Annotated in this window: 25 protein-coding genes; 9 read left to right on the top strand and 16 right to left on the bottom strand. The window is 73.2% G+C overall.

Annotation, left to right across the window (positions count from 1 at the left end; genetic code table 11):
• Positions 1 to 9: 9 nt before the first annotated feature.
• Positions 10 to 858 carry a type I methionyl aminopeptidase gene (map, locus tag ACWCSU_RS12795; RefSeq protein WP_397038814.1) on the bottom strand — a complete coding sequence of 283 codons (849 nt, stop codon included), beginning with the start codon at positions 856 to 858 and terminating at the stop codon, positions 10 to 12.
• 32 nt (positions 859 to 890) lie between these two features.
• Here map and ACWCSU_RS12790 point away from each other — a divergent pair, with 32 nt between their 5' ends.
• Positions 891 to 1,067: a hypothetical protein gene (locus ACWCSU_RS12790; protein ID WP_357700991.1), complete on the top strand. Its 177-nt coding sequence runs from the start codon at positions 891 to 893 to the stop codon at positions 1,065 to 1,067.
• Positions 1,068 to 1,074: 7 nt separating this feature from the next.
• On the opposite strand, the gene ACWCSU_RS12785 is transcribed toward ACWCSU_RS12790, so the two are convergent.
• Both ACWCSU_RS12785 and ACWCSU_RS12780 read right to left on the bottom strand, forming a co-directional pair.
• Positions 1,075 to 1,722 (bottom strand): cyclase family protein, encoded by a 648-nt coding sequence (locus tag ACWCSU_RS12785; protein ID WP_449935020.1) that lies wholly within the window; start codon positions 1,720 to 1,722, stop codon positions 1,075 to 1,077.
• Positions 1,719 to 1,970, bottom strand: coding sequence for a CBU_0592 family membrane protein (locus ACWCSU_RS12780; RefSeq protein ID WP_449935019.1), 252 nt, complete (start codon positions 1,968 to 1,970; stop codon positions 1,719 to 1,721). Before ACWCSU_RS12780 ends, ACWCSU_RS12785 begins: the two co-directional genes overlap by 4 nt.
• 73 nt (positions 1,971 to 2,043) lie before the next feature.
• Here ACWCSU_RS12780 and ACWCSU_RS12775 point away from each other — a divergent pair, with 73 nt between their 5' ends.
• Complete coding sequence (locus ACWCSU_RS12775; protein ID WP_357700802.1) at positions 2,044 to 2,985, top strand: LysR family transcriptional regulator; 942 nt, start codon at positions 2,044 to 2,046, stop codon at positions 2,983 to 2,985.
• Positions 2,986 to 3,032: 47 nt separating this feature from the next.
• Here the strand turns inward: ACWCSU_RS12775 and ACWCSU_RS12770 are convergent, their stop codons facing one another.
• Positions 3,033 to 3,611, bottom strand: a complete 579-nt coding sequence (locus ACWCSU_RS12770; protein WP_357700800.1) for a hypothetical protein — start codon at positions 3,609 to 3,611, stop codon at positions 3,033 to 3,035.
• A gap of 111 nt (positions 3,612 to 3,722) precedes the next feature.
• On the opposite strand from ACWCSU_RS12770, the gene npdG reads away from it, so the two are divergent.
• The gene (gene npdG, locus ACWCSU_RS12765; protein ID WP_221761998.1) at positions 3,723 to 4,376 is read left to right on the top strand and encodes an NADPH-dependent F420 reductase; all 654 of its coding nucleotides are present in this window, start codon (positions 3,723 to 3,725) and stop codon (positions 4,374 to 4,376) included.
• Here the strand turns inward: npdG and ACWCSU_RS12760 are convergent.
• Genes ACWCSU_RS12760 through ACWCSU_RS12735 form a run of 6 tightly spaced genes read right to left on the bottom strand, consistent with a single transcriptional unit; the run spans position 4,373 to position 9,913 of the window.
• Entirely contained in the window at positions 4,373 to 4,978 is a 606-nt protein-coding gene (locus tag ACWCSU_RS12760) for a response regulator transcription factor (RefSeq protein WP_357700798.1), read from the bottom strand. The genes npdG and ACWCSU_RS12760 overlap by 4 nt on opposite strands.
• 43 nt (positions 4,979 to 5,021) lie before the next feature.
• On the bottom strand, positions 5,022 to 6,110 hold the full coding sequence (locus tag ACWCSU_RS12755) for a sensor histidine kinase (protein ID WP_449935018.1): 1,089 nt from the start codon (positions 6,108 to 6,110) through the stop codon (positions 5,022 to 5,024).
• Between the two features lie 19 nt (positions 6,111 to 6,129).
• Complete coding sequence (locus ACWCSU_RS12750; protein ID WP_449935017.1) at positions 6,130 to 6,849, bottom strand: ABC transporter permease; 720 nt, start codon at positions 6,847 to 6,849, stop codon at positions 6,130 to 6,132.
• On the bottom strand, positions 6,846 to 7,727 hold the full coding sequence (locus tag ACWCSU_RS12745; protein WP_449935016.1) for an ABC transporter ATP-binding protein: 882 nt from the start codon (positions 7,725 to 7,727) through the stop codon (positions 6,846 to 6,848). The genes ACWCSU_RS12750 and ACWCSU_RS12745 overlap by 4 nt, the downstream gene beginning before the upstream one ends.
• Positions 7,728 to 7,773: 46 nt before the next feature.
• Complete coding sequence (locus tag ACWCSU_RS12740) at positions 7,774 to 8,463, bottom strand: alpha/beta hydrolase (RefSeq protein WP_357700790.1); 690 nt, start codon at positions 8,461 to 8,463, stop codon at positions 7,774 to 7,776.
• 13 nt (positions 8,464 to 8,476) lie between these two features.
• Complete coding sequence (locus tag ACWCSU_RS12735; RefSeq protein WP_449935015.1) at positions 8,477 to 9,913, bottom strand: aminotransferase-like domain-containing protein; 1,437 nt, start codon at positions 9,911 to 9,913, stop codon at positions 8,477 to 8,479.
• A gap of 60 nt (positions 9,914 to 9,973) precedes the next feature.
• Here ACWCSU_RS12735 and ACWCSU_RS12730 point away from each other — a divergent pair, with 60 nt between their 5' ends.
• Complete coding sequence (locus ACWCSU_RS12730; RefSeq protein ID WP_449935014.1) at positions 9,974 to 11,146, top strand: trans-sulfuration enzyme family protein; 1,173 nt, start codon at positions 9,974 to 9,976, stop codon at positions 11,144 to 11,146.
• 47 nt (positions 11,147 to 11,193) lie between these two features.
• Positions 11,194 to 12,129: a serine/threonine dehydratase gene (locus tag ACWCSU_RS12725; protein WP_357700784.1), complete on the top strand. Its 936-nt coding sequence runs from the start codon at positions 11,194 to 11,196 to the stop codon at positions 12,127 to 12,129.
• Positions 12,130 to 12,142: 13 nt separating this feature from the next.
• Here ACWCSU_RS12725 and panB read toward each other — a convergent pair whose 3' ends face one another.
• A complete protein-coding gene (gene panB / locus ACWCSU_RS12720; protein ID WP_357700782.1) occupies positions 12,143 to 12,970 on the bottom strand; it encodes a 3-methyl-2-oxobutanoate hydroxymethyltransferase in 828 nt (275 codons plus the stop codon).
• Positions 12,971 to 13,103: 133 nt separating this feature from the next.
• Between panB and ACWCSU_RS12715 the strand changes: the two genes are divergently transcribed.
• The 3 genes from ACWCSU_RS12715 to ACWCSU_RS12705 all read left to right on the top strand — a co-directional run bounded on the left by ACWCSU_RS12715 (position 13,104) and on the right by ACWCSU_RS12705 (position 16,750).
• Positions 13,104 to 14,330, top strand: coding sequence for an MFS transporter (locus ACWCSU_RS12715; RefSeq protein ID WP_449935013.1), 1,227 nt, complete (start codon positions 13,104 to 13,106; stop codon positions 14,328 to 14,330).
• Between the two features lie 253 nt (positions 14,331 to 14,583).
• Positions 14,584 to 16,125 (top strand): MFS transporter, encoded by a 1,542-nt coding sequence (locus tag ACWCSU_RS12710; RefSeq protein ID WP_357700778.1) that lies wholly within the window; start codon positions 14,584 to 14,586, stop codon positions 16,123 to 16,125.
• Positions 16,126 to 16,132: 7 nt separating this feature from the next.
• Positions 16,133 to 16,750 carry a TetR/AcrR family transcriptional regulator gene (locus tag ACWCSU_RS12705; RefSeq protein WP_357700776.1) on the top strand — a complete coding sequence of 206 codons (618 nt, stop codon included), beginning with the start codon at positions 16,133 to 16,135 and terminating at the stop codon, positions 16,748 to 16,750.
• A 38-nt stretch (positions 16,751 to 16,788) separates the two neighbouring features.
• On the opposite strand, the gene ACWCSU_RS12700 is transcribed toward ACWCSU_RS12705, so the two are convergent.
• From ACWCSU_RS12700 to ACWCSU_RS12680, 5 genes are all read right to left on the bottom strand, one after another.
• Positions 16,789 to 17,898, bottom strand: coding sequence for a DNA alkylation repair protein (locus ACWCSU_RS12700; protein WP_449935012.1), 1,110 nt, complete (start codon positions 17,896 to 17,898; stop codon positions 16,789 to 16,791).
• Positions 17,899 to 18,063: 165 nt separating this feature from the next.
• Complete coding sequence (locus tag ACWCSU_RS12695) at positions 18,064 to 19,833, bottom strand: NAD+ synthase (RefSeq protein WP_357700772.1); 1,770 nt, start codon at positions 19,831 to 19,833, stop codon at positions 18,064 to 18,066.
• 32 nt (positions 19,834 to 19,865) lie between these two features.
• Positions 19,866 to 21,332 (bottom strand): BTAD domain-containing putative transcriptional regulator, encoded by a 1,467-nt coding sequence (locus tag ACWCSU_RS12690; RefSeq protein ID WP_357700770.1) that lies wholly within the window; start codon positions 21,330 to 21,332, stop codon positions 19,866 to 19,868.
• 49 nt (positions 21,333 to 21,381) lie between these two features.
• On the bottom strand, positions 21,382 to 23,262 hold the full coding sequence (locus tag ACWCSU_RS12685; RefSeq protein WP_449935011.1) for an ATP-binding protein: 1,881 nt from the start codon (positions 23,260 to 23,262) through the stop codon (positions 21,382 to 21,384).
• A gap of 105 nt (positions 23,263 to 23,367) precedes the next feature.
• Positions 23,368 to 24,570: an MDR family MFS transporter gene (locus tag ACWCSU_RS12680; RefSeq protein WP_357700766.1), complete on the bottom strand. Its 1,203-nt coding sequence runs from the start codon at positions 24,568 to 24,570 to the stop codon at positions 23,368 to 23,370.
• A gap of 58 nt (positions 24,571 to 24,628) precedes the next feature.
• On the opposite strand from ACWCSU_RS12680, the gene ACWCSU_RS12675 reads away from it, so the two are divergent.
• Complete coding sequence (locus ACWCSU_RS12675; protein WP_364091462.1) at positions 24,629 to 25,594, top strand: DUF5937 family protein; 966 nt, start codon at positions 24,629 to 24,631, stop codon at positions 25,592 to 25,594.
• The last annotated feature ends 8 nt before the right edge of the window (positions 25,595 to 25,602 follow it).

The raw sequence follows: 25,602 nt of genomic DNA, 5'->3' as shown, positions 1-25,602 counted from the left end.
CAGGGCAGGTCAGGGCAGGGTCAGGATCTCGCTGCCCGTCTCGGTGACCATGATGGTGTGCTCGAACTGGGCCGTGCGCTTGCGGTCCTTGGTCACCGCGGTCCACTTGTCGGGCCAGATGTCGTAGTCGATCGTGCCCAGCGTGAGCATCGGCTCGATGGTGAACGTCATGCCCGGCACCAGCTCCACCCGCAGCGACGGGTCGTCGTAGTGGGGGACCATGAGGCCGGAGTGGAAGCTCGTGCCGATGCCGTGGCCGGTGAAGTCGCGCACGACGCCGTAGCCGAAGCGCTTGGCGTACGCCTCGATGACGCGGCCGACGACGTTGAGCTGGCGGCCGGGGGCGACCGCCCTGATGGCCCGCATCATCGCCTCGCGGGTGCGCTCGACCAGCAGGCGTGACTCCTCGTCGACCTCGCCCACCAAGTAGGTGGCGTCGGTGTCGCCGTGGACGCCGCCGATGTAGGCGGTGATGTCGACGTTGACGATGTCGCCGTCGCGCAGCACGGTGTCGTCGGGGATGCCGTGGCAGATGACCTCGTTGATCGAGGTGCACAGCGACTTCGGGTAGCCCTTGTAGCCCAGCGTGCTGGGGTAGGCGCCGTGGTCGATCAGGAACTCGTGGCCGATGCGGTCGAGCTCGTCGGTGGTGACGCCGGGGGCGATGTGCCGGCCGACCTCCTCCAGGGCCTGCGCGGCGATGCGGCCGGCCACCCGCATGCGCTCGATGATCTCGGGGGTCTTCACGTCGGACTCGCCGGTCGTGGGGCGCTTCTTGCCGACGTACTCCGGCCGCTCGATGTGGGCGGGGACCTTCCGGACGGGCGAGACTCGCCCGGGCTGGAGCAGTGTCGTCATGAAACACGAGTCTACGGGGCAGAATTGACCCCGTGAGCGAAGGCCAGTGGTGGTTCTGTCTCAAGCACATGCGGGTCGAGCCCGAGCAGGGCTGCCCCAACAAGGACCGGATGGGTCCCTACGCCTCGGAGCAGGAGGCGGCGGGCGCGTTGCAGCGCGCCGCCGACCGCAACAAGGCGTGGGACGAAGCCGAGCAGGAGGACGAGTGACGCCCGCCTACGGCACCACGGCGTAGGCGCGTACCGGGAAGGTGCCCATGCCCGCGATCATCGGGGGCGCGGCATGGAACCTGAAACCCTCCGCGGGCAGCGCCGACAGGCCCGTCAGGTGTTCGACCAGCGGGATCCCCGCTCCCAGCAGGATCGTGTGTGCGGGGCGTTCGCCGTGCGGCGGGGTGTCGTCGATGTTGAGCGAGTCGATGCCGACCAGCGCCGCCCCCTGCTCGGCCAGCCAGGCCGCCGACTCCGGCGCCAGGTACGGGTGGTCGCGGACGTAGGCGTCCGTGCCGAAGTGGCGGTCCCAGCCCGTGTGGATCAGCACGGCCCGGCCGCGTACGTCGAGCGCGGTGTCGAGCACCACCTCCCGGCCTCCTCCCGTGGCGGGCACCAGCAGGCCGGGCAGGTCGGCCAGCCTGCTCAACGGCACCTGCGACAGGTCCTGGCCGCCCGCGTAGCGGTGGTGCGGCGTGTCGAGGTAGGTGCCGGTGTTGGCGGCCAGCGTGATGACGCCGATCTCGAACTCGGTGCCCGGGGCGTACACCTCGCGTGAGTCCTCCCTGCTCAGGTGCGTGCCCAGCGTCGGCCCCGGAACGCCGGGATAGGTGGTCATGCCCTCGGTGATGCGGTGGCTGAGTTCGACGATCATTTGGCGGCTCCCACCCGGGCGAGTTTGACGAGGGCGACCGTCCCGATGGCGGCCCAGACGAGGTTCAGCCCGGTGGAGGGCCAGGCGGCGTTGTAGGCGCTGTTGACCATGAGCCCGAGCGCGCCGAGCAGGTTGATCAGCTGGTACGTCGCGCCGTGGCCGGACAGCCGTGCGGACGATACCAGGGCGTACCCGGCCAGCAGCAGGGCGGCTCCGGCCCAGCCGACGGCGTCGAGGAGGAGATCCATGGCCGATATTGTCTGGATTTTCGGGCGTAAAGCACAAATAAAGAAAGCTAAAGGTGGACGTAAGCTGACCTGCATGGATATTGATCCTCGGCGCCTGCGTGTCCTGCACGAGGTCGCCCGGCGCGGCGGCGTGATGCGCGCGGCCGAGGCCCTGTACCTGACCCCCTCCGCGGTCTCCCAGCAGCTCGCCCAGCTCGAACGCGAGGTCGGGCTGGCGCTCATCGACCGCTCCCAGCGCCGTGTCTCGCTCACCCCGGCGGGCCGCGTCCTGGCCGGGTACGCCGAGCGGGTGGAGGAGGAGCTCAGCGAGGCCAGGAAGGAGCTGACCAGGTTCACCGAACGCCTGGCCGGGCCGGTGCGGATCGCCGCCTTCCCCACGGCCATCAAGCACATGCTGGTGCCCGCGATGCGCGCCCTGGCCGAGCGCCATCCCCGGATCACGCCGGTCATCCACGAGGTCTACGGACAGCCCGCGCTCCAGGAACTGCGCCTCGGCGCGGTGGACCTGCTCATCACCGAGCAGGACATGAGCCTGCCGGTCCCCGCGCAGCCGTCGCTGACCGTCCGGCCGCTGCACGTGGACGAGTTCCGGGTCGTGCTGCCGCCGGACTGGCCCGAGCCGGAGTCGACGGCCGACCTGATGCGCCTGCCCTGGGTGGCCGGCGAGCCGGACCAGGCGTGCGGGCAGGCGCTCGACCGGCTGGCCGGGATCCACGGGGTCGAGCCGCGCAAGACGCACGTCGTCACCGACTTCGCGCCGGTGCTCGCGCTGGTGGCCGCCGGGCACGGGGTGGCGATCGTGCCCGCGCTCGCCCTGCTCGACGTGCCGGAGGGCGGGGTGCGGGTGAGCGAGGTGCGGGAGGTGGGGGCGCGCCGGCTGGACGCGGTCACGCGGGTGAGCAGGACGCGGTCGGGCGAGCCGGACCCGGTGCAGGCGGTGGTGATCGGCGCGATCGAGGAGGCCACCGAGAGCCTGCGGGCGGCCCTGGGCCCCCGCCTCGCCGCCCACCCCTGACCTCTGCGGCCCCGGGCTCCGCCGCCCAGCCCCTGACCCCGACGTGCCTATTCCGACAGGCGGGGGCCGCTGACCTTCTCCAGCAGGCGGGCCAGGCGCTCGCGCAGCCCCGCGCGCCGCTCGATCTCCCCGGCCGCCGCGCTGACCAGGTGCTGGGCGCCGTCGAAGGTGATCAGCCCGGTGGACGGCACGGCGATCGCGTCGTGGGCCAGCCCGCTCAGCTCGGAGTCGGCGCCCTCGATCGCCAGGATGGTCGCCCCCGTGCGGCGGGCGTCGTCCACGCGTTCCAGCAGCGGGACGGGCGCCGCCTGCTCCGACAGCACGAACAGGGTCTCGCCGCGGCCCGCCCGCTCCAGGCGGTCGAGGCCGACGCGCAGGTGGGCGGGGGCGTCGGCGGGCGGCGACCAGCGGATCAGGGTGGGGGAGAGCTGCGGCAGGCCGGAGAACTTCGCCTCGTCGCTGAGGTGGGCGGTGACGTGCCAGGGCTCGTCGTCGGGAGGGCCCACGAGCAGCAGGCCGCCGGGTGAGCGGGTGGTGCGCAGGGCCAGGCCCAGCTCGCGGGTGCGTTCGAGCCAGCCCGTCGTGGCCAGGAGCTCGCGCAGGAATGCCACCGAACCTGAGTCCATGCCTCCATGGTGCACGAGGAGCGACGAGGAGCGCGGACGAAGCGGCTGATTCGCCGCGGGCGCCCGCCCCGGCCCGCCGTACGGACGGCCGGGGCTGGCATGATCTGAGCCATGACAGATGTGAACGGGCTTTCCATCGCGATCCTCGGCGGCACCGGTGACCAGGGGAAGGGGCTGGCGCGGCGGTTCGCGCTGGCGGGGCACACCGTGCTGATCGGCTCGCGCAGTGCCGAGCGGGCCCAGGAGGCGGCCGGCTCGATCGGCTCCGGCGCACGGGGCGGGGCCAACGCCGACGTGGCGGCCGAGGCCGACGTGGTGATCGTGGCGGTGCCGTACGAGGGGCACAAGGCGCTGCTGGAGTCGCTGCGCGCCGAGCTGGCCGGGAAGATCGTGGTCGACTGCGTCAACCCGCTCGGCTTCGACAAGCAGGGCGCCTACGCGCTGCCGGTGGAGGAGGGCAGCGCCGCCCAGCAGGCCGCGGCGGTGCTGACCGAGAGCCGGGTCGTGGCGGCCTTCCACCACGTGTCGGCCGTGCTGCTGATGGACCCGGCCGTGGAGAAGGTCGACCTCGACGTGCTGGTGCTCGGTGACGACCGCGAGGCCACCGACACCGTGCAGGCCCTGGCCGAGCTGATCCCGGGGGTGCGTGGCGTCTACGGCGGCCGGCTGCGCAACGCCCACCAGGTCGAGGCGCTGACCGCCAACCTCATCTCGATCAACCGCCGCTACAAGGCCCACGCCGGGCTGCGGGTCACCGACGTCTAGAGCCAGCCCGCGTCCTCGGCGACGCGGACGGCGTCGATCTTGTTGCGGGCGCCCGTCTTGGTGATCGCCGCGGTCAGGTAGTTGCGCACCGTGCCGGGGGATAGGTGCAGGCGGGCGGCGATCTCCTCGGCGGTCGCGCCCCTGGCCGCCTGCCTTAGCACGGTGGTCTCGCGGGGGGTGAGCGGGCTCTCGCCGTACTCCATGGCCGAGGAGACCAGCTCGCTCTCCAGCACGCGCAGCCCGGCCGCGGTGCGCCTGATGGCCTCGGCCAGGCGCTCGCCCGGCGCGTCCTTGACCAGGAACGCCTCGATGCCCGCGGCCAGCGCCCGGCGCAGGTGGCCGGGCTGCCCCATGGCCGTGAGCACCAGGATCCGGCAGGACGGCAGCCGTTCGCGCAGCTCGGCGGCGGCGGTGATGCCGTCGGTGACCGGCAGGTCGATGTCCACGACCGCCACGTCGGGCCGGACGTCGAGCGCCACCGGCACGATCTCGTCGCCGCGGACGACCTCCGCCACGACCTCGATGTCCGGCTCCAGCCGGAGCAGGGCGGTGAGCGCGGCGCGGATCATGTGCATGTCCTCGGCCAGCAGCACCCGGATCACGTCAGAGCCTCGATGCCCGGCAGCGCCGTCAGCGGCATCCGGGTCACGCCGGAACCTCCATGGTCAGCAGGAAACCGCCGCCGTCCGTGGGGACGGCCGTGCAGGTGCCGCCCGCCTGGGAGGCCCGTTCGGCCAGGCCCGTCAGGCCGGCGCCCGGCTCGGCCGTCGCGCCAGGCGCGCCGTCGTTGGCCACCTCCAGGCGGACCGTGCCCTCCCGCAGCGACGTGGTGATCGTGCAGGTGGTGGCCCTGCTGTGGCGCAGGACGTTGGTGACCGCCTCGCGCACCCCCCAGGCCAGCGCCTCCTCGGCCCGCCGGGGCAGCGTCACCTCGGCCAGGTGCGCCTGGCAGCTCACGCCCGACGACTCCAGCAGCGCGGCCGCGCGGTGGGTCTCGCCGGTCAGCGACATCGCGCGGTAGCCGCGGGCCACGTGGCGGACGTCCTGGGCGGCCTCGCGGGCGACGCGTACCAGCTCGCCCACCTCGCCGCGGGCGGAGGCGGGGTCGCGGTCCATCAGGCGGGCGGCCAGGTCGCCCTTGAGCGCGATGGCGGTGAGGCTGCGGCCGAGGCCGTCGTGCAGGTCGCGGGAGATGCGCAGGCGTTCCTTGAGCACGGCCGCGTCGGCCAGCTCGGCCCTGGCCTCCTCCAGGTCGGCGGCGACGCGGACGAGCCGGACCAGGACGTAGATCATCGAGCCGGTGATGGGGATGGCGATCACGTAGAACAGGGTGATCACCGCGAAATAGGGGCCGATCCACATGGTGGCGCCCTCGTACACCATCATGAGGACGACCAGCGGCACGGCCCAGCGCAGCGCGAGGAACACCAGCAGGGTCCCGGCCAGCAGCGGGGCGGCGATCGACGACCACCCGCTCGGCAGCAGGTGGTCGCCCGCGTAGGTGACGACGGCCTGGAGCGCCAGCGTGGCGGGGAACAGCGGCGGGCGCCCGCCGCGCAGGGCGGCCCGCATGTTGACGTAGTGGGTGGAGACGACGGCGACCATCACGGCCGCCGCGAGCAGCCCGATCGCCGGGCCGCCCATGAAGTAGACCAGCCCGATGAGCGAGTAGACGACCGAGACGCCCGTGATGAGCACGCGCGCGAGCCTCTGCGCCGAGGACGAGACCACCACAGCTGCGATTATGGCCGAGTCAGGACCGGCGCGGTTCCCAGCGGAACCACAGCCGGATCGCGCCGGCGCCGATCACCGCCCAACCGGCCAGGACGAGCGCCGGCACGAGCGCCTCCCCTGTCCTCACCGCGTGCACCACGGCCGAGGTGGGCAGCAGGTCCAGCACCGGGACCAGCCACGAGGGCAGCGGGATCGGTCCCATCGCGCCCGCCGACACCGCGGCGACCAGGAACACCGGCATGGTGAACGCCCCGGCCAGCTCGCTGCGCGGGATCACCGCCGTGTACGCCGTCCCCAGCAGCGCCATGACGGCCGAGCCCGCGGCCGTCATGGCGGCGAACAGCAGCGGGTCGTCCGGCAGCGGCACCCCGGCCGCGAACCGCACGGCCACCGCGCACAGCACGATCACCAGGAAGGTCTGCGTGGCCGTGCTCGCGACCTGGCCGGCCAGGATCTGCGCGTCGGTCAGCAGCCCGGCCCGCAGCCGCTTGAGCACGAGCTGGTCGCGCCGGTTGGTCAGGGCCACCGCGATGTTCATGAACGCGGTCAGCGCCAGCACGATCGCCAGCGAGCTCTGGAACGCCGCGGTGGCGAACGGGACCCCGCCCGAGGTGACCTGGCGCATCAGGGCGGGCATGCCGACGGTCAGCCCGACCGGGGTGATCACCGAGGCGACCAGCATGGCCCTGTCGCGCCAGAACAGGCGGGTGCCGAGACGGTAGGTGGCGGTCAGGCTCATCGGGCGCTCCTGGGCAGGTCGAGGAAGAGGTCTTCGAGGGTGGCCGCGCGGACTTCCAGGCCGGTCAGCCGCAGTCCGCGCCCTGCCGCCCACGTCAGCAGCGTCTGCGCGGCCAGGTCGGGGTCCTCGGCCCGGCAGACGGCGGTGCCGCCGTCCAGCGTGACCGGCAGCGGCAGGTCGTCCGCGGCGACCCCGGCGGGCAGCCGGAACGTCACCCGTCCGCCCTGCGCGGCCAGCGTCTCGGCCATCCCGCCGGCCGCGACGATCCCGCCCCGGTCCAGGATCGCCATGGACGAGGCCAGGCGCTGGGCCTCCTCCAGGTAGTGGGTGGTGAGCAGGATCGTGGTGCCGCGCGCGGCCAGGCCGGACACGACCTCCCACGTGTTCGCGCGGGCCTCGGGGTCCATGCCGGTCGTGGGCTCGTCGAGGAACAGCACGTCGGGGCGGCCGAGCAGGGCCAGCGCCAGGTCGAGCCGGCGCTTCTCGCCGCCGGACAGCTGGCGCACCCTGGTCCCGGCCTTGTCCGTCAGGCCGGCCAGGTCGAGCGCCTCCCCGGCCGGTCGCGGCGCGGGGGTGAAGTCGCGCCACACCGCGACCGTCCGGGCCACCGTCAGGTCGGGGAAGAACCCGGCCTCCTGGAGCATGACGCCGACGCGCCGCCGTACGGCCGCGCGGTCGGACCAGGGGTCGAGGCCGGCCACCCGTACGGTGCCGCCGTCCGGCCGCTGGAAGCCGGCCAGCACCTCGACCGTGGTGGTCTTGCCCGCGCCGTTCCTGCCGAGGAGGGCGAAGATCTCGCCCTCGCCCACCCGGAACGAGATCCCCTTCACCGCCTCGAACGTCCCGTGGTTCTTCCTGAGTTCGTTCACCTCGATCATGTGTCCGACTATGGCCGGACGGGTCAGGGGGCCGACAGTGAAGAATTCACGACTTCCTGGAGAGCTTCAGCAGCGCGTCCGTGACGCCCTCGGGGTCGATCACCTGGTGCAGGTGGAGGCCGGGCAGCCGGGTCACCGGCCAGCCGCGCCCGGCCGCGTCCTCGGCCACCTGCTCGTACGGCGGCCCGAACCACAGGCACGAGCACCTGACCGCGTCCCAGCCCGCGGGCACGGGGACGGGCTGCGTGTAGTAGTCGAGGGGCAGCCGCGGCTGCTCGCCCGCCACCAGCACCCGCTGGGCCGGGTCGGGGAGCATGGCCACGATGTCCTCCTCGTCCCACCAGTCGGTCCAGCGCGGCAGCACGCCGTCGGGGCCCGCCAGGCCGCGCAGGAACGGCAGGAACCCCTCCTCGGCGGTCCTGACCAGCCCCTGAGGCGGCGGCACGTGCGCGTCGGCGAACACGCAGGCCACCACCTGGTCGCCCAGCCCTTCCTTGATCACCGGCACGAAGAACCCGGCGTTGCTGTGCGCCACCAGCACGAGCGGCCCCTCGGAGGGGACGGCCGCGCGCACCGCCGCGACCACGCGCGGCCAGTACGGCGCCCCGCCGGCGGACACGCCGGTCAGGTCGGGGACGACGGCCGCCCGGCCGCGCCGCCCCAAGGCCTCGGCCACCGGAGCCCACGTCGAGGGCCCGACGGACGGACTGTGCACCAGTACGAAGGTCGTTTCCATGGCCCCCACCCTGTCAGACGACGAGGGCGTGCCGGGAGACGGGTTTCCCGGCGCCGTCGTAGGCCGCCCAGGCCGCCGCGAGGTCGATCACCGCCCGCGACAGCTCCTCCTCGGGGAACAGGAAGTGCAGGCGCAGGTGGTCGGCGCGGCCGCCCAGCGGGTCGAAGGAGCCGCCCGGCGGCACCGCGACGCCGTGCCGGAGCGCGACCTGGGCGAAGGAGCCGGCGTCGCCGCGCGGCAGGCGCGCCCAGACGGTCTGGCCGCCGCGGGCGGGCTCGAACGTCCAGGACGGCAGGCGGGCGCGCAGCTCGGCGCACAGGTGGTCGTGCCGCCGGCGCAGGGCGCGTACGCGGGCCTCGCGCACCTCGTCGAGGCGGCGCAGCAGCGCGACGGCGGCGAGCTGGCTGAAGACCTCGCCGCCGAGATCGTGCACGGCCCGCAGCCTGGCCAGCCGCGACACCAGCGGCGCCGCCGCGCGGACCCAGCCCACCCGCAGCCCGCCCCAGACCAGTTTGCTCAGCGAGCCGACGGTGACCACGTGCTCGCCCCCGCCGAACACGGCCACCGGCGGGGGCGTCCCGCCCGAGAAGCACAGCTCGGCGCAGACCTCGTCGTCGATCAGCGGCACGCCGTGCTCGGCGGCCAGGGCGGCCAGCCGCCTGCGGGCCGCGTCGTCCATGATCGCGCCGTCGGGGTTGCGCGCGGTGGGCACGCAGTAGACCAGCGCCGGCCGCTCGCGCACCGCCCGCGACGCCCGGTCGTCGTCCAGGCCGACGGGCTTGACGACGGCCCCCGCGTGCCGGAACGCCTCCAGCGCCCCCGGGTACGTCGGCGACTCGGTCAGCACGGTGTCGCCCGGCGCGACCAGCAGCCCGGCCAGCAGCGTGAGCGCCTGCTGCGCGCCCGTCGTCACCATGATCTGGTCCGCCGTGGTGCGCAGGCCGCGCGCGCTGTAGTAGGCCGCCAGCGCCTCCCGGAGCGAGGGGTCGCCGGCCGGCTGGTAGCCCAGGTCGCGCAGGCCCGCCACCCGCGCCCCCGCCTCCTGGTACGCCTCGAACAGCGCCTGGGGCGGGTCGTCCGGCGCCGCGCAGGTCAGCAGCCGGACGCCGTCGGGCGCGTGCAGGAGGTGCAGCATCAGCGGGTTGGCCGCCACGCCCTCGGCGGTCCTGGCGGCCGGCGGGTCGCCCGGCGCGACGCGGGTGCCGCTGCCCTGGCGGCGCGTCACCCGGCCCTCCTGCTGGAGCAGGTCGTAGGCGGCGACGACCGTGCCGCGGCCGACCGCGAGCCGGGCGGCCAGCACCCGGTCGGGCGGCAGCGACTGGCCGGGCGGGAGCACGCCGTCGTCGATGAGCGCCCGCAGCCGGGCGGTGAGCAGCAGGTAGAGCGGCCCGCGTCCGGAGGCCCACCGGCCCAGCAGGTGGACGAGGTCATCGGGATTGGCTCTATTCATGGACCAATTCTCTCGTATTGGCTCTGCTGTTGGAGGCCAATGCGGGGGATATTTGATGACATGAGTGATTTTCGCCCTGAAACGCGTGCCGTACACCTGCCTCAGCCCGCGGTCGAGGGCAGCCGGCCGCTCGGCATGCCCCTCTACCAGAGCGCCGGATTCGCCTTCGACGACCCGGAGGTCATGGGCGCGGCCATGGGCAGCCCCGACGGCGCCTTCGTCTACGGCCGCTACACCAACCCGACCGTGCGCGCGCTGGAGCTGGCGGTGTCCGGGCTGGAGGGCGGCGCCGCGGCGCTGGCCGCGGCCTCCGGCATGGGCGCGATCAACACCGTCCTGCTCGCCCTGCTCAAGCCCGGCGACCACCTGATCGCCCAGCGTTCCCTGTACGGCGGCACCGCCACGATGCTCAACGACCTGGTCGCCAGGTTCGGCATGACCGTCACCCACGTGCCCGAGAACGACCCCGGCGCGCTGCGCGCCGCCGTGCGGCCCGAGACGCGGCTGGTCTACCTGGAGACCATCAGCAACCCGATGGCGCTGGTGGCCGACCTGCCCGCGATGTGCGCCACGGCCCGTGAGCTGGGCATCCTGTCGGTGGTGGACAACACCTTCGCCACGCCCGTGCTCTGCCGTCCCCTGGAGCACGGCGCCGACGTCGTCGTGCACTCCACCACCAAGTATCTGTCGGGGCACAGCGACGTGATCGGCGGCATCGCGATCTTCGCCGACCCCGGTCTGCACGGGAAGGTCTGGCACTTCTCCACCGAGCTGGGGGCCGCGGCCGAGCCGTTCACGGCGTGGCTGACGCTGCGCGGGCTCCAGACGCTGCCGCTGCGCATGGAGCGCCACTGCGCCAACGCCGACCTCCTGGCCCGCCGGCTCGCCGAGCACCCCGCCGTGGCGGCCGTCCACTGGCCGGGGCTGCCCTCGCATCCGTCGTACGAGCTCGCCGGCAAGCTGCTGCCGGCCTTCGGCGGCGTGTTCTCCTTCGACCTGACCGGCGGGCGGGCGGCGGGGGAGGCGTTCATGAAGTCCGTACGGCTGGCGCAGCTCGCGCCCTCGCTCGGCGGCGTCGAGACCCGCGTCATGCACCCCGCCACCACCTCACACCGCTCGCTCGGCGCCGAGGAGCTGGCCAGGCACGGGGTGGGCGAGGGCATGGTGCGCATCGCCGTGGGCATCGAGCATCCCGAGGACCTCTGGGCGGACGTGGCACAGGCGCTCGGATAGCGTCGGATCATGCTCGCGGACCGCGGGCGTACGACCAAGGGAGAACCGTGACCGCCGTCACATATCAGGACGTCCTCGACGCGGCCCGCCGGATCGAAGGGCACGTGCTGCGCACGCCCGTCCTGGAGATCTCGCCGGGCCTGTTCCTGAAGCTGGAACTGCTGCAGCACTCCGGGTCCTTCAAGGTGCGGGGGGCGTTCAACCGCATCCTGTCGGCCGGCGCGCTGCCCGCCGCCGGGGTCATCGCCGCCAGCGGCGGCAACCACGGGCTGGCCGTCGCCCACGCCGCCAAGGCGCTGGGCGTGCGGGCCGAGATCTTCGTCCCGGAGGTGACGAGCCCGGTCAAGGTGGCCGGGCTCAAGGCGCTCGGCGCGCACACCACGCAGACCGGGGCCATCTACTCCGAGGCCGCGGACGCCGCCGCCAAGCGCGCCGCCGAGACGGGCGCGCTGCCCGTGCACGCCTACGACCAGCCCGAGGTGCTGGCCGGGCAGGGCACGACCGGGCTGGAGATCATGGAGCAGACCGGGGGCGTGGACACGGTGGTGGTGGCCGTGGGCGGCGGCGGGCTCGCGGGCGGGATCACCCTGGGGGCCCGCGCCGGGGGTGACGCGCCGCGGATCGTGGCGGTGGAGCCGTACGCCATCCCGACGCTGCACGAGGCCCTGCGCGCGGGCGGTCCGGTGCCGGTGCAGGTGGGGGGCGTGGCGGCCGACGCGCTCGGCGCCACGCAGCTCGGCGCGCTGGCGTACGAGGTGCTGTCGGGGAGCGGGGTGGAGAGCGTCCTGGTGGAGGACGACGCGATCGTCGCGGCCCGCCGGACGTTGTGGGAGCGGCACCGGCTGGTGGCCGAGCCCGCGGGCGCGGCGGCGTACGCGGCGCTGCTGTCGGGCGCCTACCGGCCGTCGGAGGGGGAGCGGGTGGCCGTCGTGGTCTGCGGCTCCAACACCGACCCCGCCACGCTCTTCGGCGCGGCGGGGTGAATCGGTCCCGGGGTCAGCTGTAGGTGTGCTCGGGTGCCGGGAAGGCGCCCGAGGTCACCTCGTCGGCGAAGGCCCGCACCGCGCGGTCCATCTCCGAGGCCAGGTCGGAGTACTGCTTGACGAACTTGGCCGGACGCGGCGTCAGCCCCATCAGGTCCTGCCACACCAGCACCTGCGCGTCCGTGGACGGCCCGGCCCCGATGCCGACCGTGGGGACCGACAGCGACGTGGTCACCCGATGCGCCAGATCGGCCGGCACGCACTCCAGCACCACCGCGAACGCCCCCGCCCGCTCCAGGTCCTTGGCGTCGGCCATCAGCTCGTCGCCCGACTGGCCGCGCCCCTGCACCCGGTAGCCGCCGAACGCGTTGACCGACTGCGGCGTGAGCCCGAGGTGGGCCATGACCGGCACGCCCGCCGAGACCAGCGCCTCGACCTGCGGCAGCACCCGCCGCCCGCCCTCCAGCTTGACCGCGTGCGCCCCCGCCTCCTTCATGAACCTGGCCGCCGACTCCAGCGCCTGCTGCGGCGACCCCTGGTACGACCCGAACGGCAGGTCGGCCACCACGAGCGCCCGCGACGACCCCCGCACCACGGCCGCGGTGAGCGGGACGAGGTGGTCGAGGGTGACCGGCAGAGTGGAGTCGAAGCCGTAGACGACCATGGCCGCGGAGTCGCCGACCAGCAGGACGGGCACGCCCGCCTGGTCGAACACCCTGGCCGTCATGGCGTCGTAGGCGGTGACCATGGGCCACCGCTCCCCGCGCTCCTTGGCCGCCGCGAGGTCGCGGACGGTGACCCTGCGCCCTGATGCGCCGCCGTACAGCGTGGTCGAAGACATGGACACCTCCAGAAACGTCTCGAGGCGTCCCAGTGACGTCCCCGGACTCCTTCGATGATGTCATGGAGGGAAATCCAGTGGCGAAACTGTCGGTGCCTCTTGACACAATCGACGCGGAGGTAAACGACACACCATGGCTCTCGACCAATATCGCCGGCTCTTCCGGCTCCCAGGCGTCCGCACCCTGCTCCTGGTGGGGATGCTCGCGCGCGTCCCGGCCACCGCCATGGGGATGGCGCTCACCCTGCACGTGGTCTTCGGGCTGCGCCTGGGTTACGTCGAGGCGGGCGTGGTGACGATGGCCAGCACGGTCGGCATGGCGATCGGCTCGCCGTTGTCGGGCCGGTTCGTCGACCGCCACGGGGTGCGTCCCGTGCTCGTCGTCACCACCCTGGCCCAGGCGGTGTTCTGGTCGTGCGCCTGGGCGCTGCCGCTGCCCGCGCTGGCCGTCGCGGCGGCGGTCGCGGGCCTGCTCAACCTGCCGGTGTTCAGCCTGACCCGGCAGTCGCTGGCCGCGCTGGTCCCGCCGGAGCAGCGGCGCACCGGGTTCACGCTCGACTCGATGCTGGTCGAGCTGTCGTACATGACCGGTCCCGCGCTCGCCGCGGCCGGCATCACCACGCTGGGCAGCACGACCACGCTCGTCGTCATCGGCCTCGGCATCACGGCGGCGGGCATCGGCCTGATCGTCTTCAACCCGCCCACCCGGTCGGCGGTCGAGCTGGAGGAGCCGGTGGTGAAGGTGCCGCGCCGGCAGTGGCTCACGCCGGGGTTCGTCGCGCTGCTCGGCACGACGGCGGCGGCCACGTTCATCCTCACCGCGACCGAGCTGGGGCTGGTGGCCACCATCAACACCGCGGGCGAGACGCGGTGGGTCGGCCTCGCCGTGGCGATCTGGTGCCTCTACTCGCTGGTCGGCGGCTTCGTCTACGGCGGGCTGTCGCGTGGTTTCTCGCCCCTGGTGCTCATCGCGGGCATGGGCCTGCTGACCATCCCCGTGGGCCTGGCCGGGGCCGACTGGCGGTGGCTGATCCTGGCGATGCTGCCGGCCGGCCTGCTGTGCGCCCCGGCCCTGTCGTCCACGGTCGACGTGCTCAGCCGCTGGGTGCCCGCCGCGGCCAGGGGCGAGGCGATGGGCCTCCACGGCACCGCCCTGCTCATCGGCGGGGCCGCGTCCTCGCCCATCGCGGGGGCGATCATCGACGGCAGCGGGCCCACGTGGGCGTTCGTGGTGGCGGGGCTGGTCGGGGTGGTCATGGTGGTGGTCGCGCTGCCGATGTGGCGGCGGCGTCCGCCGGTCGCGGTCCTGTCGGCCCCGGTCGAGGAGCACGCCGTGCCTCCGGCGGTGACCAAGAGCTGACCCGGGGGGTTCGAGCCTGCCGGCCTGAGGCCGGCGGGTCTGGTCAGCAGTGCCCGCGGCGGCCGTTCGCGGGGTCTGTCAGCAAGGTTCGCGAGGGCCTGTGTACGGGGTGAATCGGGGTTTCCCCGCTGTTTCCCACCGCGCACTCCCTCCGTCAGGCGGAAGTTACGAAACGGGACCGTTGCGTATCGGAATCTCTTGCGATACGGTGTCGTTGCGAAACTCAGGCGTATCGAAATTAAGGACGATTTCCATGGACCCGAACGCAGGGCATCCACGCAGGTGGGGGATCCTGGGAGTGCTGGTGTTCAGCCTCCTGGCGGTCGTGCTGGACAACACGATCCTCAACGTGGCGATGAAGACCATCGCCGACCCCCGTGTCGGATTGGGCGCGACGCAGGGCCAGCTGGAGTGGGCGATCAACTCCTACACGCTGGTGTTCGCCGGGCTGTTGTTCACCTTCGGCGTGATCGGCGACCGTACCGGTCGCAAGCGCATGTTGTTCATCGGCATGGCGCTGTTCGGCCTGGCCTCGCTGGCCAGCGCCTACTCCCAGGACCCGATGCAGCTGATCTTCGCGCGGGCGGCGATGGGCATCGGCGGCGCGGCGATCATGCCGGCCACGCTGGCGATCATCTCCAACGTGTTCCCGCCCGGTGAGCGTGGCAAGGCGATCGGCATCTGGGCCGGTGGCGTGGGGCTCGCCGTGGCGATCGGCCCGATCACCGGCGGCCTGCTCATCGAGCACTTCTGGTGGGGCTCGGTCTTCCTGGTCAACGTGCCGATCGTGGTGATCAGCATGATCCTCATCGGCGTCGTCGTGCCCGAGTCGCGTGACCCGAAGCCGTCCAAGCTCGACCCGGTGGGCGTGGTGCTGTCGATCATCGGTCTGGTGGCGCTCGTCTACGGCATCATCCGCGGCGGCGACCTGGGCACCCTGGCGAGCGCGGAAGTGATCGTCCCGACGCTGCTCGGCCTGGTCGTGCTGGGCGTGTTCGTGTGGTGGGAGCGGCGCATCGACAACCCGGTGTTCGACGTGCGCAACTTCAGCAACGTACGGTTCAGCTCGGCCATCGGCATGATGGGCATCGTCTTCTTCGCGATGATGGGCGGGATGTTCTTCCTGACCTTCTACCTGCAGATCGTGCTGGGCTTCAGCCCGATCCAGGCGGGGGCCCTGATGATCCCGTTCGCCGCCGCGCAGCTCATCTTCGCGCCGCTCAGCCAGCGGGTGCACCAGCTCTTCGGCGCCAAGCTGTCGGCCACGGTCAGCATGCTCGTGGTGACCGCCGCGCTGGGCAGCTACGCCCTGATGGACGTGGACACGCCCGTGGTGCTGATCGAGATCATCTTCTTCGTCCAGGGCGCGGCGATGGCGAACATCATGCCGCCCGCGACCACCGCCATCATGGAGGCGCTGCCCAGGGAGAAGGCCGGTGTCGGCTCGGCCATGAGCAACACCGTCCGCCAGGTCGCCGGCGCGCTCGGCGTGGCCGTGCTCGGCTCGGTCCTGTCGAGCAGCTACCGCGGCGAGATCGCCTCGGCGCTGCCGGCCGGCGCCCCGCACGCCGCCGGTGAGTCCATCATGGCGACGACGGCCTTCGCCAGGCAGCTCGGCGAGCACGGCCAGGCGCTGATCAAGCCCGCCTTCACCGCGTTCGTCGACGGCATGCACGTCACGGCGATGGTCTCGGCCGTGATCGCCCTGGTGGGCGTCGCGGTGGTGGCCAAGTGGATGCCGGGCAAGGCGCGCCCGGTCCAGCAGGCGGAACAGAAGGAACCAGCGGTAGTGTGAGGCCGCGATGACGATCCAGGATTCAGGGACTGCCCGCCCGGCGGGCCGTCCGCGCAGCGAGAAGGCCGAGAAGGCGATCATCGACGCGACCCTCGACCTGATCGGTGAGGGCATGGGGGTGTCGGAGCTGTCGATCGAGGCCATCGCGTCGAGGGCGGGCGTCGGGAAGACCACCATCTACCGGCGCTGGTCCAACAAGGAGGACCTGGTCGTCGACGCGCTCTCCACGCTGAAGGCGCCGCTCCCGCCGCTGTCCGGCACCTCCGTGCGCGACGACCTGATCTCCCTGCTCGACGCGATGCGCAGGGAGGCGGGCCAGGCCCGCACCCGCTGCGTGATGAACATCGCGATGAGCGAGGCCGATCGTTATCCGCGACTGATGGAACGCTTCGTGAAGCGGGCCGTCGAACCGCGCAGGCAGGCACTGCGCTCGGTGATCGAGCGCGGCGTCGCCACCGGCGAGCTCAGGCCCGACCTCGACGTCGAGCTGGCGATGGCCCTGTTCTCCGGCACGATGATGTGGCAGTCGAAGTGGGGGCCGGCCGGAGACCTCCCGGCCGACCTGGCCGAACGCGTGGTCGACACGGTCCTGCTCGGACTGGCCGGAGACCGCGTCAGGCGCTGAGACGTCCGGGGTCTCCGGGTCTTCGTGCCGGTGATCCGCTACCCGATCGGCGAGGTGACCCCGCCGGGGGCGGCGGTCAGGGTGAAGGGCACGGTGGCCGCCACCCGGCCGTTGACGATGACGTCGAGCTCGCGTGGCCCGGGCGGCTCGTTGCGGGTGGTGACCGGGCGGAAGGAATGGCTCTTGCGCAGCGTGAACGCCGCCCCCTCGGCGGCGGCCACGCGCTCGCCCAGGTGGAAGACGCGACGCGAGCCTGCCCGGCGGACGGCGTACTTGAGCAGCAGCGGGCCCGGCGCGCCCGCCGTGACCGTGACGGTGAACGTCAGCCTGCCGCCGACGGCGACCGTGTCGGACTCCAGGACGAGGGCCCGCGCCGAGCCGTTGCCCGGGGTGGCGCCCAGCAGTTCCAGCGCCTCGGGGTGCCCGGCACGCAGCAGCCCGCGGGCCGCGTGGCGCACGACCCGCTCGACGTGCGAGCCGCCGCCCGCGCGCCAGCGGGCCAGCACCGCGAGCGCCGTGTCGGGGTGGTCCTTGGCCAGGTCGTTGACGTGGTTGGCGACCGAGCGGCGGACGTATTCGCTCGGGTCGTCGCGCAGCAGGTCGAGCAGGGGCAGGGTGGGGCCGGGCGTCATCAGCCAGCCGACCCGGGAGGCCCACGGCAGGCGCGGCCGGGTGCCTTCCGAGGCCAGGCGGCGCAGGTGCTCGTCGGGGGACTCCGCCCAGCCGTACATGATCTTGAGGGCGTCGTCGCGGTGGCGGTCGAGAAGGGGGCGTACGGCGAACTCGCCCGTCGAGTACGGCGTGAGCGCCGCCAGCGTGGCCATCGCCGCCTCCAGATGGTCGAGCCCGTGGACGGCGGTGTGGTCGGTGACCGGCCAGCCGCTCCACAGGTCGAGCTCCCCGCGCGCGGCGCAGGCCCGCACCAGCTCGGCGGCCTGGGGGTAGGGCATCGGGAGGGCATGCTGGAAGGCGTCGTGGAGGGCGGCGGAGACGTGCCTGACGCGGTCCTTCAGCTCCAGCGGGGCGAGCCCGGCCAGGGCGCGCTCGGTGAAGCGGGCGTGCGGGAACGAGGGCCACACGGCGGCCAGGCCGTCGGCGAGCACCGACACGGACCGGGCGTTGATCAGGTCTTTCAGCGGTTGTGCCACGGCCCCACCCTGCCAGCCGCCACCGACAATCCCACCGCCAGGCGCGACCCGCCCCCTCGTGAGGGGAGGGGGCAGCCGGAAGGACGGCCCACCTCCTCACGAGGGGAGGAGGCGGCCGGAGGGGGGCAGCCAGCCCCCTCGCGACGAAAGGGGCGGCCGGACGGGTCAGGTCGTCTCGCGCCAGCGGTTGGTGATGGGGAGGCGGCGGTCGCGGCCGAAGTTCTTCGGCGTGATCTTGGGGCCCGGCGGGTACTGGCGGCGCTTGTACTCCGCCAGGTCCACCAGCCGGATCACCCGCGTGACCAGCGCGGGGTCGTGCCCGGCCGCGATGAGCTCCTGCGAGCCCATGTCCTTCTCCACATAGTCGTCCAGCAGCCGGTCCAGCACCTCGTACGGCGGCAGCGAGTCGGTGTCGCGCTGGTCGGGGCGCAGCTCGGCGCTGGGCTCCTTGGTGATCGAGTTCTCCGGGATCGGCCGCTCGACGGACATGAGGAAGCCCTCGCAGGTGTGCGCGTTGCGCCACCTGGACAGCTCCCACACCATCGTCTTGGGCACGTCCTTGATCGGGGCGAAGCCGCCGGCGGAGTCGCCGTAGAGGGTGGAGTAGCCGGTGGCCAGCTCGCTCTTGTTCCCGGTGGTGAGCACCAGGTGGCCGTTCTGGTTCGACAGGCCCATGAGGATCATGCCGCGCACCCTGGCCTGGAGGTTCTCCGCGGCCAGGCCGGACAGCTCGATCTCCTTCTCGAAGGCCGTGACGATCTCGGCGATCGGCGCGATCCTGGAGTTGATGCCCTGCCTGGCCACCAGGTCCTCGGCGTCGGCCAGCGAGTGGTCGGAGGAGTGGCGCGAGGGCATGAGCACGACGTTCACCCGGGACGGGCCGATCGCGTCGGAGGCGATGGCCGCCGTCAGGGCCGAGTCGATGCCGCCCGACAGGCCCAGGATGACCGACTGGAAGCCGTTCTTGGCCACGTAGTCGCGTACCGCCAGCACCAGGGCCGAGTACACCTCGGCGTGCAGGTCGAGCCGCTCGGCGACGGGGGCGGGCTGCGCCGGGTAGGGCTCGACGGGCTCCTGCGACAGGACCCGGCGCTCGACGGTGATCGTGGTGCCGTCGAGCGCGTCGTGGGGGAACGTGCCGGGCTCGGCGTCGGAGACCGGCAGGTCGAGGTCGGCGACCAGCAGCTCCTCGCGGAACTGGCCGGCCCGCGCGACCAGCTCGCCCGAGGCGTCCACGATGATCGAGTCGCCGTCGAAGACCAGCTCGTCCTGCCCGCCGACCTGGTTGACGTAGGCGAGCGCGCAGCCGGCCTCGCGCGCCCTGCGGGCGACCAGCTCCAGCCGTACGTCGTCCTTCTCCTTCTCGTACGGCGAGGCGTTCGGCACGACCAGCAGCCCGGCGCCCGCCTGGCCGACGACGGACACCGGCCCGCCCTCCTGCCAGAGGTCCTCGCAGACCGCGATCGCCACGTCCACGCCGTGCAGCCGGACGATCGGCAGCCGGTCGCCGCGCACGAAGTAGCGGTACTCGTCGAACACGCCGTAGTTGGGCAGGTGGTGCTTGGCCGTGCGGACGACGACCTCGCCCTTGTGCAGCAGCGCGGCCGCGTCCAGCGGCGCGCCCTTGGGCTGGCCCACCCGGGGCGCCAGGCCGGCGCGGTCGACGTAGCCGACGACCACAGGGAGGTCGCCCAGTCCCTCGCGGTCGAGCCTGCGCGCCACCTCCTCCAGGGTCCTGATGCTCGCGTCCACGAAGGACGTGCGCAGCACCAGGTCCTCGACGGGGTAGCCGGTGAGGAACATCTCGGTGAAGACGACCAGGTGAGCGCCGCGCTCGGCGGCGTCACGGGTCCACGCGACCAGCCGCTCGGCGTTGGCGGCCAGGTCGCCGACGGTCGGGTTCGTCTGTGCCAGGGCTATGCGCAGTTGTGCCACGTCATTAGCCTAGTACGACCAGATTTTTATCGTCAAAGCGACGAAAAGTGTCCCTTGTCCCCTGGAGTGACCAGACCGGACTCGTAGGCCGCCATGACGAGCTGCGCCCGGTCGAACAGCCCCAGGTGGTCCAGCAGCGACTTCACCAGCACCGACACCTCCTCCTCGGGCAGCGCCAGCGTCTGGCCGATCTGCCGGTTCGTCAGCCCGCGCGCGACGAGTTTGAGCACGTCGAGCCGGGCGTCGGAGAGTCCGGCCAGCGCCGGCGGCGAGGCCGGGTCGGTGCGGCCGGCGAACGCCGAGATCAGCCGGGTGGTGACCGCCGGGTCGATGAGCGCGTCCCCGACGGCGGCGGCCCTGATCGCGGCCAGGAACTGCTCGGGGGCCGAGGTCTTCAGCACGAAGCCGCTGACGCCCGCGCGCAGCGCCGCGTACAGGTTCTCGTCGCTGCCGAACGTGGTCATCATGACGACCTTGGGCGGGCGTTCCCCGGCCAGGATGCGGCGGGCGGCGGCCAGGCCGTCCAGGTGCGGCATCTGGATGTCGAGCAGCACGACGTCCGGCCGGTGCTCGCGTACGCCCGCGATGGCCTCCTCGCCGTTGGCCGCCTCGCCGGCCAGCGCCACGCCGTCCTCGCTGTCGAGCATGGCGCGCAGCCCCGCCCGTACGAGCGCCTGGTCGTCGGCCACCAGCACGCGCAGCACCCGCTCCCCGGCGGCGGCCGGAGCGGGGGCGGCGGACGGCGGGGGCGGCGGCTCCTCCAGCCGCTGGGCCAGCATGTCGGCCTCCAGCCGGCGCAGCCCGGCCGACAGGTCGAGCCCCAGCTCGTCCCGCCACACCGCACGGGCCCGGCGCAGCGCGGCCAGCGCGTCACCCTGGCGGCCCATCCGGTACAGGGCGAGGGCCAGCAGCCGCCACGCCTCCTCGCGCAGCGGGTGGGCCGAGGCGTGCGCCTCCAGGTCGGCCACCAGGGAGGTGGCCCGGCCCAGCGTGAGCCCGGCGTCGGCGCGCCGCTCGACGGCGATCAGCCGCAGCTCCTCCAGCCTGCCCGCCTCGGTCGCCGCCCAGGTCAGTTCGGCGAACTCGGCCAGCGCCGGCCCGCGCCACAGCCCGAGCGCGCTCTCCATGGCGGCCCACACCTGCGGGGGCGGGCCCTCGGTCTTCACCAGGCTCTCGAACCGCCACGAGTCGACCTGCTCGGTCGCGGCCCGCAGCGCGTAGCCGGGCGCGGCCGAGACCAGCACCTCGGCCTCCTCGCGCGGCGCGCGGCCGGGCTCCAGCGCGCGCCGCAGCCGCGAGACGTAGCCCTGGATGGTGGACAGGGCCTGCGCGGGCGGATCGCCCGGCCACAGCTCGTCGATGAGCGTGTGCACGGGCACGGCCCGGCCGCCCGCCACGAGCAGACGGGCGAGCACCGCCCGCTGCCGTTGGCCGCCGAGGTCGAGGGGGACGCCGTCGCTCCAGGCGTGGAACGGTCCCAGTGCGGTGAATGTCAGCATGTCAGGGGTAAGCGTAGAGGGATAACACGTCCGGGGATATGGCGAATTGTCACAGGGGGAGTTCGGCATGGACAACCGTGCCACCTCCCGGTCCCGTTCGTACGGCGCAGGTGCCCCCGAGTTCGGCCGCCCGTTCGCGCATCGAGCCCAGCCCGACGCCGGGCCGCGCGTCCGGCGGCAGGCCGATCCCGTCGTCGGCGACCGTGACGCGCAGGCGGTCGTCGCGGCGCAACGTCACCGTGATCCGTGAGGCGCGGGCGTGCTTGCGCGCGTTGGTGAGCGCCTCCTGCACGATGCGGTAGGCCGCGACCTCGACCGCGGCGGGCAGGCCGGTCAGCTCGCCCGACGTCCCGACCGGCGTCCCGGCCAGGTCCTCGATCGCGCCGGCCAGGCCCAGCTCGTCCAGGGCGGGTGGGCGCAGGCCGTAGACGAGCTGCCTGATGTCGCCGGTCACGGCGTCCATGCCGGCGCGCAGCCCGGCCAGCAGCCGGTCGGCCTGCTCGGGAGCGCTGTGCATGGTCAGCCGGGCGGCGTTGATCGACATGGCCATGCCGCTGAGCGACTGGCCGAGCCCGTCGTGCAGGTCACGGCGCAGCCGCCGCCGTTCCTCCTCCCGCGCGGTCAGGATGCGCTCGCGTGAGCGCTGCAGCGCCGCCGTCAGCCGTACGGCGTGCGCGGCGTCGGCGATGTACGGCGTGATCGTGGCGATCACCCGCTCGTCGTGGGCCGCGGGGAACCTGCGCCGGTCCGTCGGCCCGATCAGCAGCAGCCCGACCGGTTCGCCGTGCCACACCAGCGGGACGGTCCTGGCCGCCGCGCCCACCACGCCGGACGTGGTGACCGCGCCGTCGGCCTCGACCGCGACGCCGGTCACCGACAGGCCCTCGCGCAGCACGTCGAGCGTGGCCAGCAGGCCGTGCACGGGGTCGGTGTGCTGGAGCCGGTGCCGCAGTCGCCGGGCCAGCGTGCCGGGCACGCCGGTGCTGCCGTACAGCAGGCGGTCCACGCCGCGTTGCAGGCCGCGGCGCATCGGCTGGAAGAACGCCCCGGCGAACAGGGCCGCGGGGATGCCGGCGATCCGGTCCACCTCCGACAGGAACACGCTGAGGGCCGCGCTGACCGCGACGTACACGAGGGTGATCACGATGGCCAGGCCGGTGCCCACCAGCGCCCTGCTGATCAGCGTGTCGATGCCGAACAGCCGGTAGCGCAGCACCGCCACGGCGATGGCCGCCGGGATCAGCGGGATGGCCAGCGAGGCCACCCACCAGACGTCCGCGCCGAGCATCCACGGCACCAGCAGGCCGGGCAGCGCCACCAGCAGCCACAGGAGCTGCCGCCGCTCGACCGCGTCGCCGCGCCGGAAACGCACGACCAGCGAGGCGAAGGCCAGCACCATGCTCGCCGAGAGCGTGGCGTGCCCGGCCTCCCGCAGCCCGGGCCGGTCGGCCAGCAGCCCGGCCCAGTCCAGCGCCTGCCCGGCCACGGCCAGCGCGATCACCGGCCGCCACCGCCGCGACGGCAGCCTGCCCACCGGGTACAGCAGGGGCAGCAGGACGCCGAGGGTCAGCTCGCAGACGTTCCAGGTCAGGTTGACGATCGGCCAGCGCGGGCCCGGCCCGCCGTCGAGCAGCTGGTAGAGGTTGGCCGACAGGATGTTGGCCGCCGCGCTCGTCCCGCCGAGGCACAGCAGCCAGCCGATGACCAGCCGCGGCCTGCTGTGCACGAGGATCGCGCCGAAGACGGGGAACGCCGTGCCCGCCATGTCCTCGGGCGCGAACGGCAGCGGCGTGTACGGCGACGGCGGCAACTGCGCGGTCACCCAGATGTCGGCCAGCTCCAGCACGACGGCGAACGTGGCGATCCCGACCGCGACGCGGGGCGTGGCCAGCCTCGTGCACGCCCGGCGCGCCCATCCTGCGTGGCGCATCCCACCATTTCCTTCCGTGATCGGCAGGAAATTATCGGGAATCAGCCAACATCCGATCAAAATTCTCTCAACGGCGGCGGATTCCGTGGACCGCCGCCCGCGACCTCAGGCCGCCGCCCGCCGCCGGATCGCCGGGCCGAGGGCCAGCATGCCCGCCGCCGAGACCAGCGCGACGCCGCCCACGCTGAACCACAACGTCTGCGACCCGGCCGCGAGCAGCGGCCCGCCCATCAGCGGCGCCAGCACGGAGGCCAGCGACCAGGCGAACCCGAACAGCCCCGAGTACCGCCCCCGCAGGTGCTCGGGGGCCAGCGCGGCCACGATCGTCCCGGAGATGCCCGCGGTGATGATCTCGCCCACGGTCCACACCCCGATCGTGACGGCCAGCCAGAACGTGGTGGTGACGAAGGCCGTCATCGCGAACCCGGCCCCCATGACCGCCAGGCCGAGCGCGAACGTGCGGGAGGCGTCCCTGCGTCCGAGCCAGCCGGAGACCAGCGGCTGCACGACGACGATGAGCACCCCGTTCAGGGCCATGGCCAGGCCGAACTGCGCCGGCGTCAGCTTCACCACCGACGTCATCGCGACCGGCAGCATGGTCACGGTCTGCAGGTAGACCAGCGCGTTGCCGAGCACCACCAGCGTGAAGGCGACCATCGCCCGGTCGCGCAGCACGACGCCGAACCCGCCGGACGACTCACGCGCCTGCGGCCTGGTCTCGGGCACCGCCCGCCACACCAGCGCGGCGAAGACCAGGCAGGAGACCGCGTCGATCCAGAACAGCCAGAGGAACCCGACGCTCGCCAGCCAGCCACCTGCCGTCATGCCGACCGCGTAGCCCAGGTTGATCGCCCAGAACAGCAGCCCGTACGCGCGGGCCCGCTCCGCCGGGGACACCAGGTCGGCCACCAGGGCGTTGGACGCCGGCCGGTAGATGTCGATCACCAGCCCGAGCACGAACATGGACGCGACGATCGCCGGCAGCGAGCTGCTGTAGCCCAGCGCCAGCATGGTGGCGGCGGTGGCCAGCATGCCGCCCGACAGCGTGACCCGGCGCCCGACGCGGTCGGTGAGCACGCCCGCGAGGATCTGCGACAGCAGCGAGCCTGCGCCGTAGACGCCCATGACCAGGCCCACGGCGGTCACCGACATGCCGCGCGAGTGGGTCAGGTAGACGCCGGTGAACGGCATGACGAGGGTGCCCAGACGGTTGACCAGGGTGCCGCTCCACAGGGCCCAGAAGGGGCGCGGCAGTCCGCCGATCTGGGAACGGAGGAAGGAAGGCTTCTCAGCGACAGTGCTAGACACGGGTACAGGGTCAGGTCCCCGCGCTCGACGCGCCAACGATTTAGTGCACACTAAAAGCATGGCCGTCACCTGGGTCCTGAAGCCGGAGGACGTCGCGCGCATCAGGTTCGCGTTCTCGCCCATGTGGGAGCTGGTCGCGAGCCTGCGCACCCTCCAGGACCCCTCCAGGCAGTCGATCCACCTGCCGTGGATCAAGGCCGTGCGGCCCAGGCTGGCCCGGCTCGACCTGGACGAGCTGTTCGCGCTGGTGCCGCCGTCCGGCTACCTGGCCGACTTCATCACCCCGCCCCCGGAGACGCCGCTGCCCGACTTCGCCGCCGAGCTGGCGCTGGTCCGCGGCACGCCCCCCGAACGCGCCCGCTCGGAGGTCGCGACCATCGCCGGCACCGACCGGGCGCTGCTCGACCGGTTCACGGCCGACCCGGCGGCGGGCGTGGCCCGGGTGGCCGACGCGCTGGAGACGTACTGGCGGGAGTGCTTCGAGGAGTTCTGGCCGCGCGTCTACGGGCTGCTCGAACGCGACGTGCTGCGCCGCTCCCGCCAGCTCGCCCAGGGCGGGGCCAGGGAGCTGTTCGCCGGGCTCGGTCCCGCCGTGGAGTGGACGGGGGAGCAGCTGCTCATCGACCGGCCGTGGTGCCACGCGGGCGGCCTGCACGGCGACGGGCTGCTGCTGGTGCCGAGCGCGTTCTACTGGCCGTCGGTGGCCGTGATGTCGGCTCCGTACCAGTCGATGCTCGTCTACCCGGTGCTCGGCGTGGGCACGTTGTGGGAGCAGGGCCCGCCGCCCGCCCCCGGCGCGCTGGCCGCGCTCATCGGGCGCAGCCGGGCGCAGATCCTGCTCGCGCTGGCCGAGCCGAGCACCACCTCGGCGCTGGCCGCCCGGATGTCGCTCACCCCGGGCGCGGTCAGCCAGCACCTCGGGGTGCTCAGCGACGGCGGGCTGACGGTGGGCCTGCGCCTCGGCAAGCAGGTCGTCTACCGCCGGACGGCGGCGGGCGACATGCTCGCCGCAGCTTCCCCCTGACCGGCTCC

This window comes from Nonomuraea sp. NPDC001699 (genome assembly GCF_053596455.1).
This window is presented reverse-complemented; position numbering and strand designations above follow the sequence as displayed.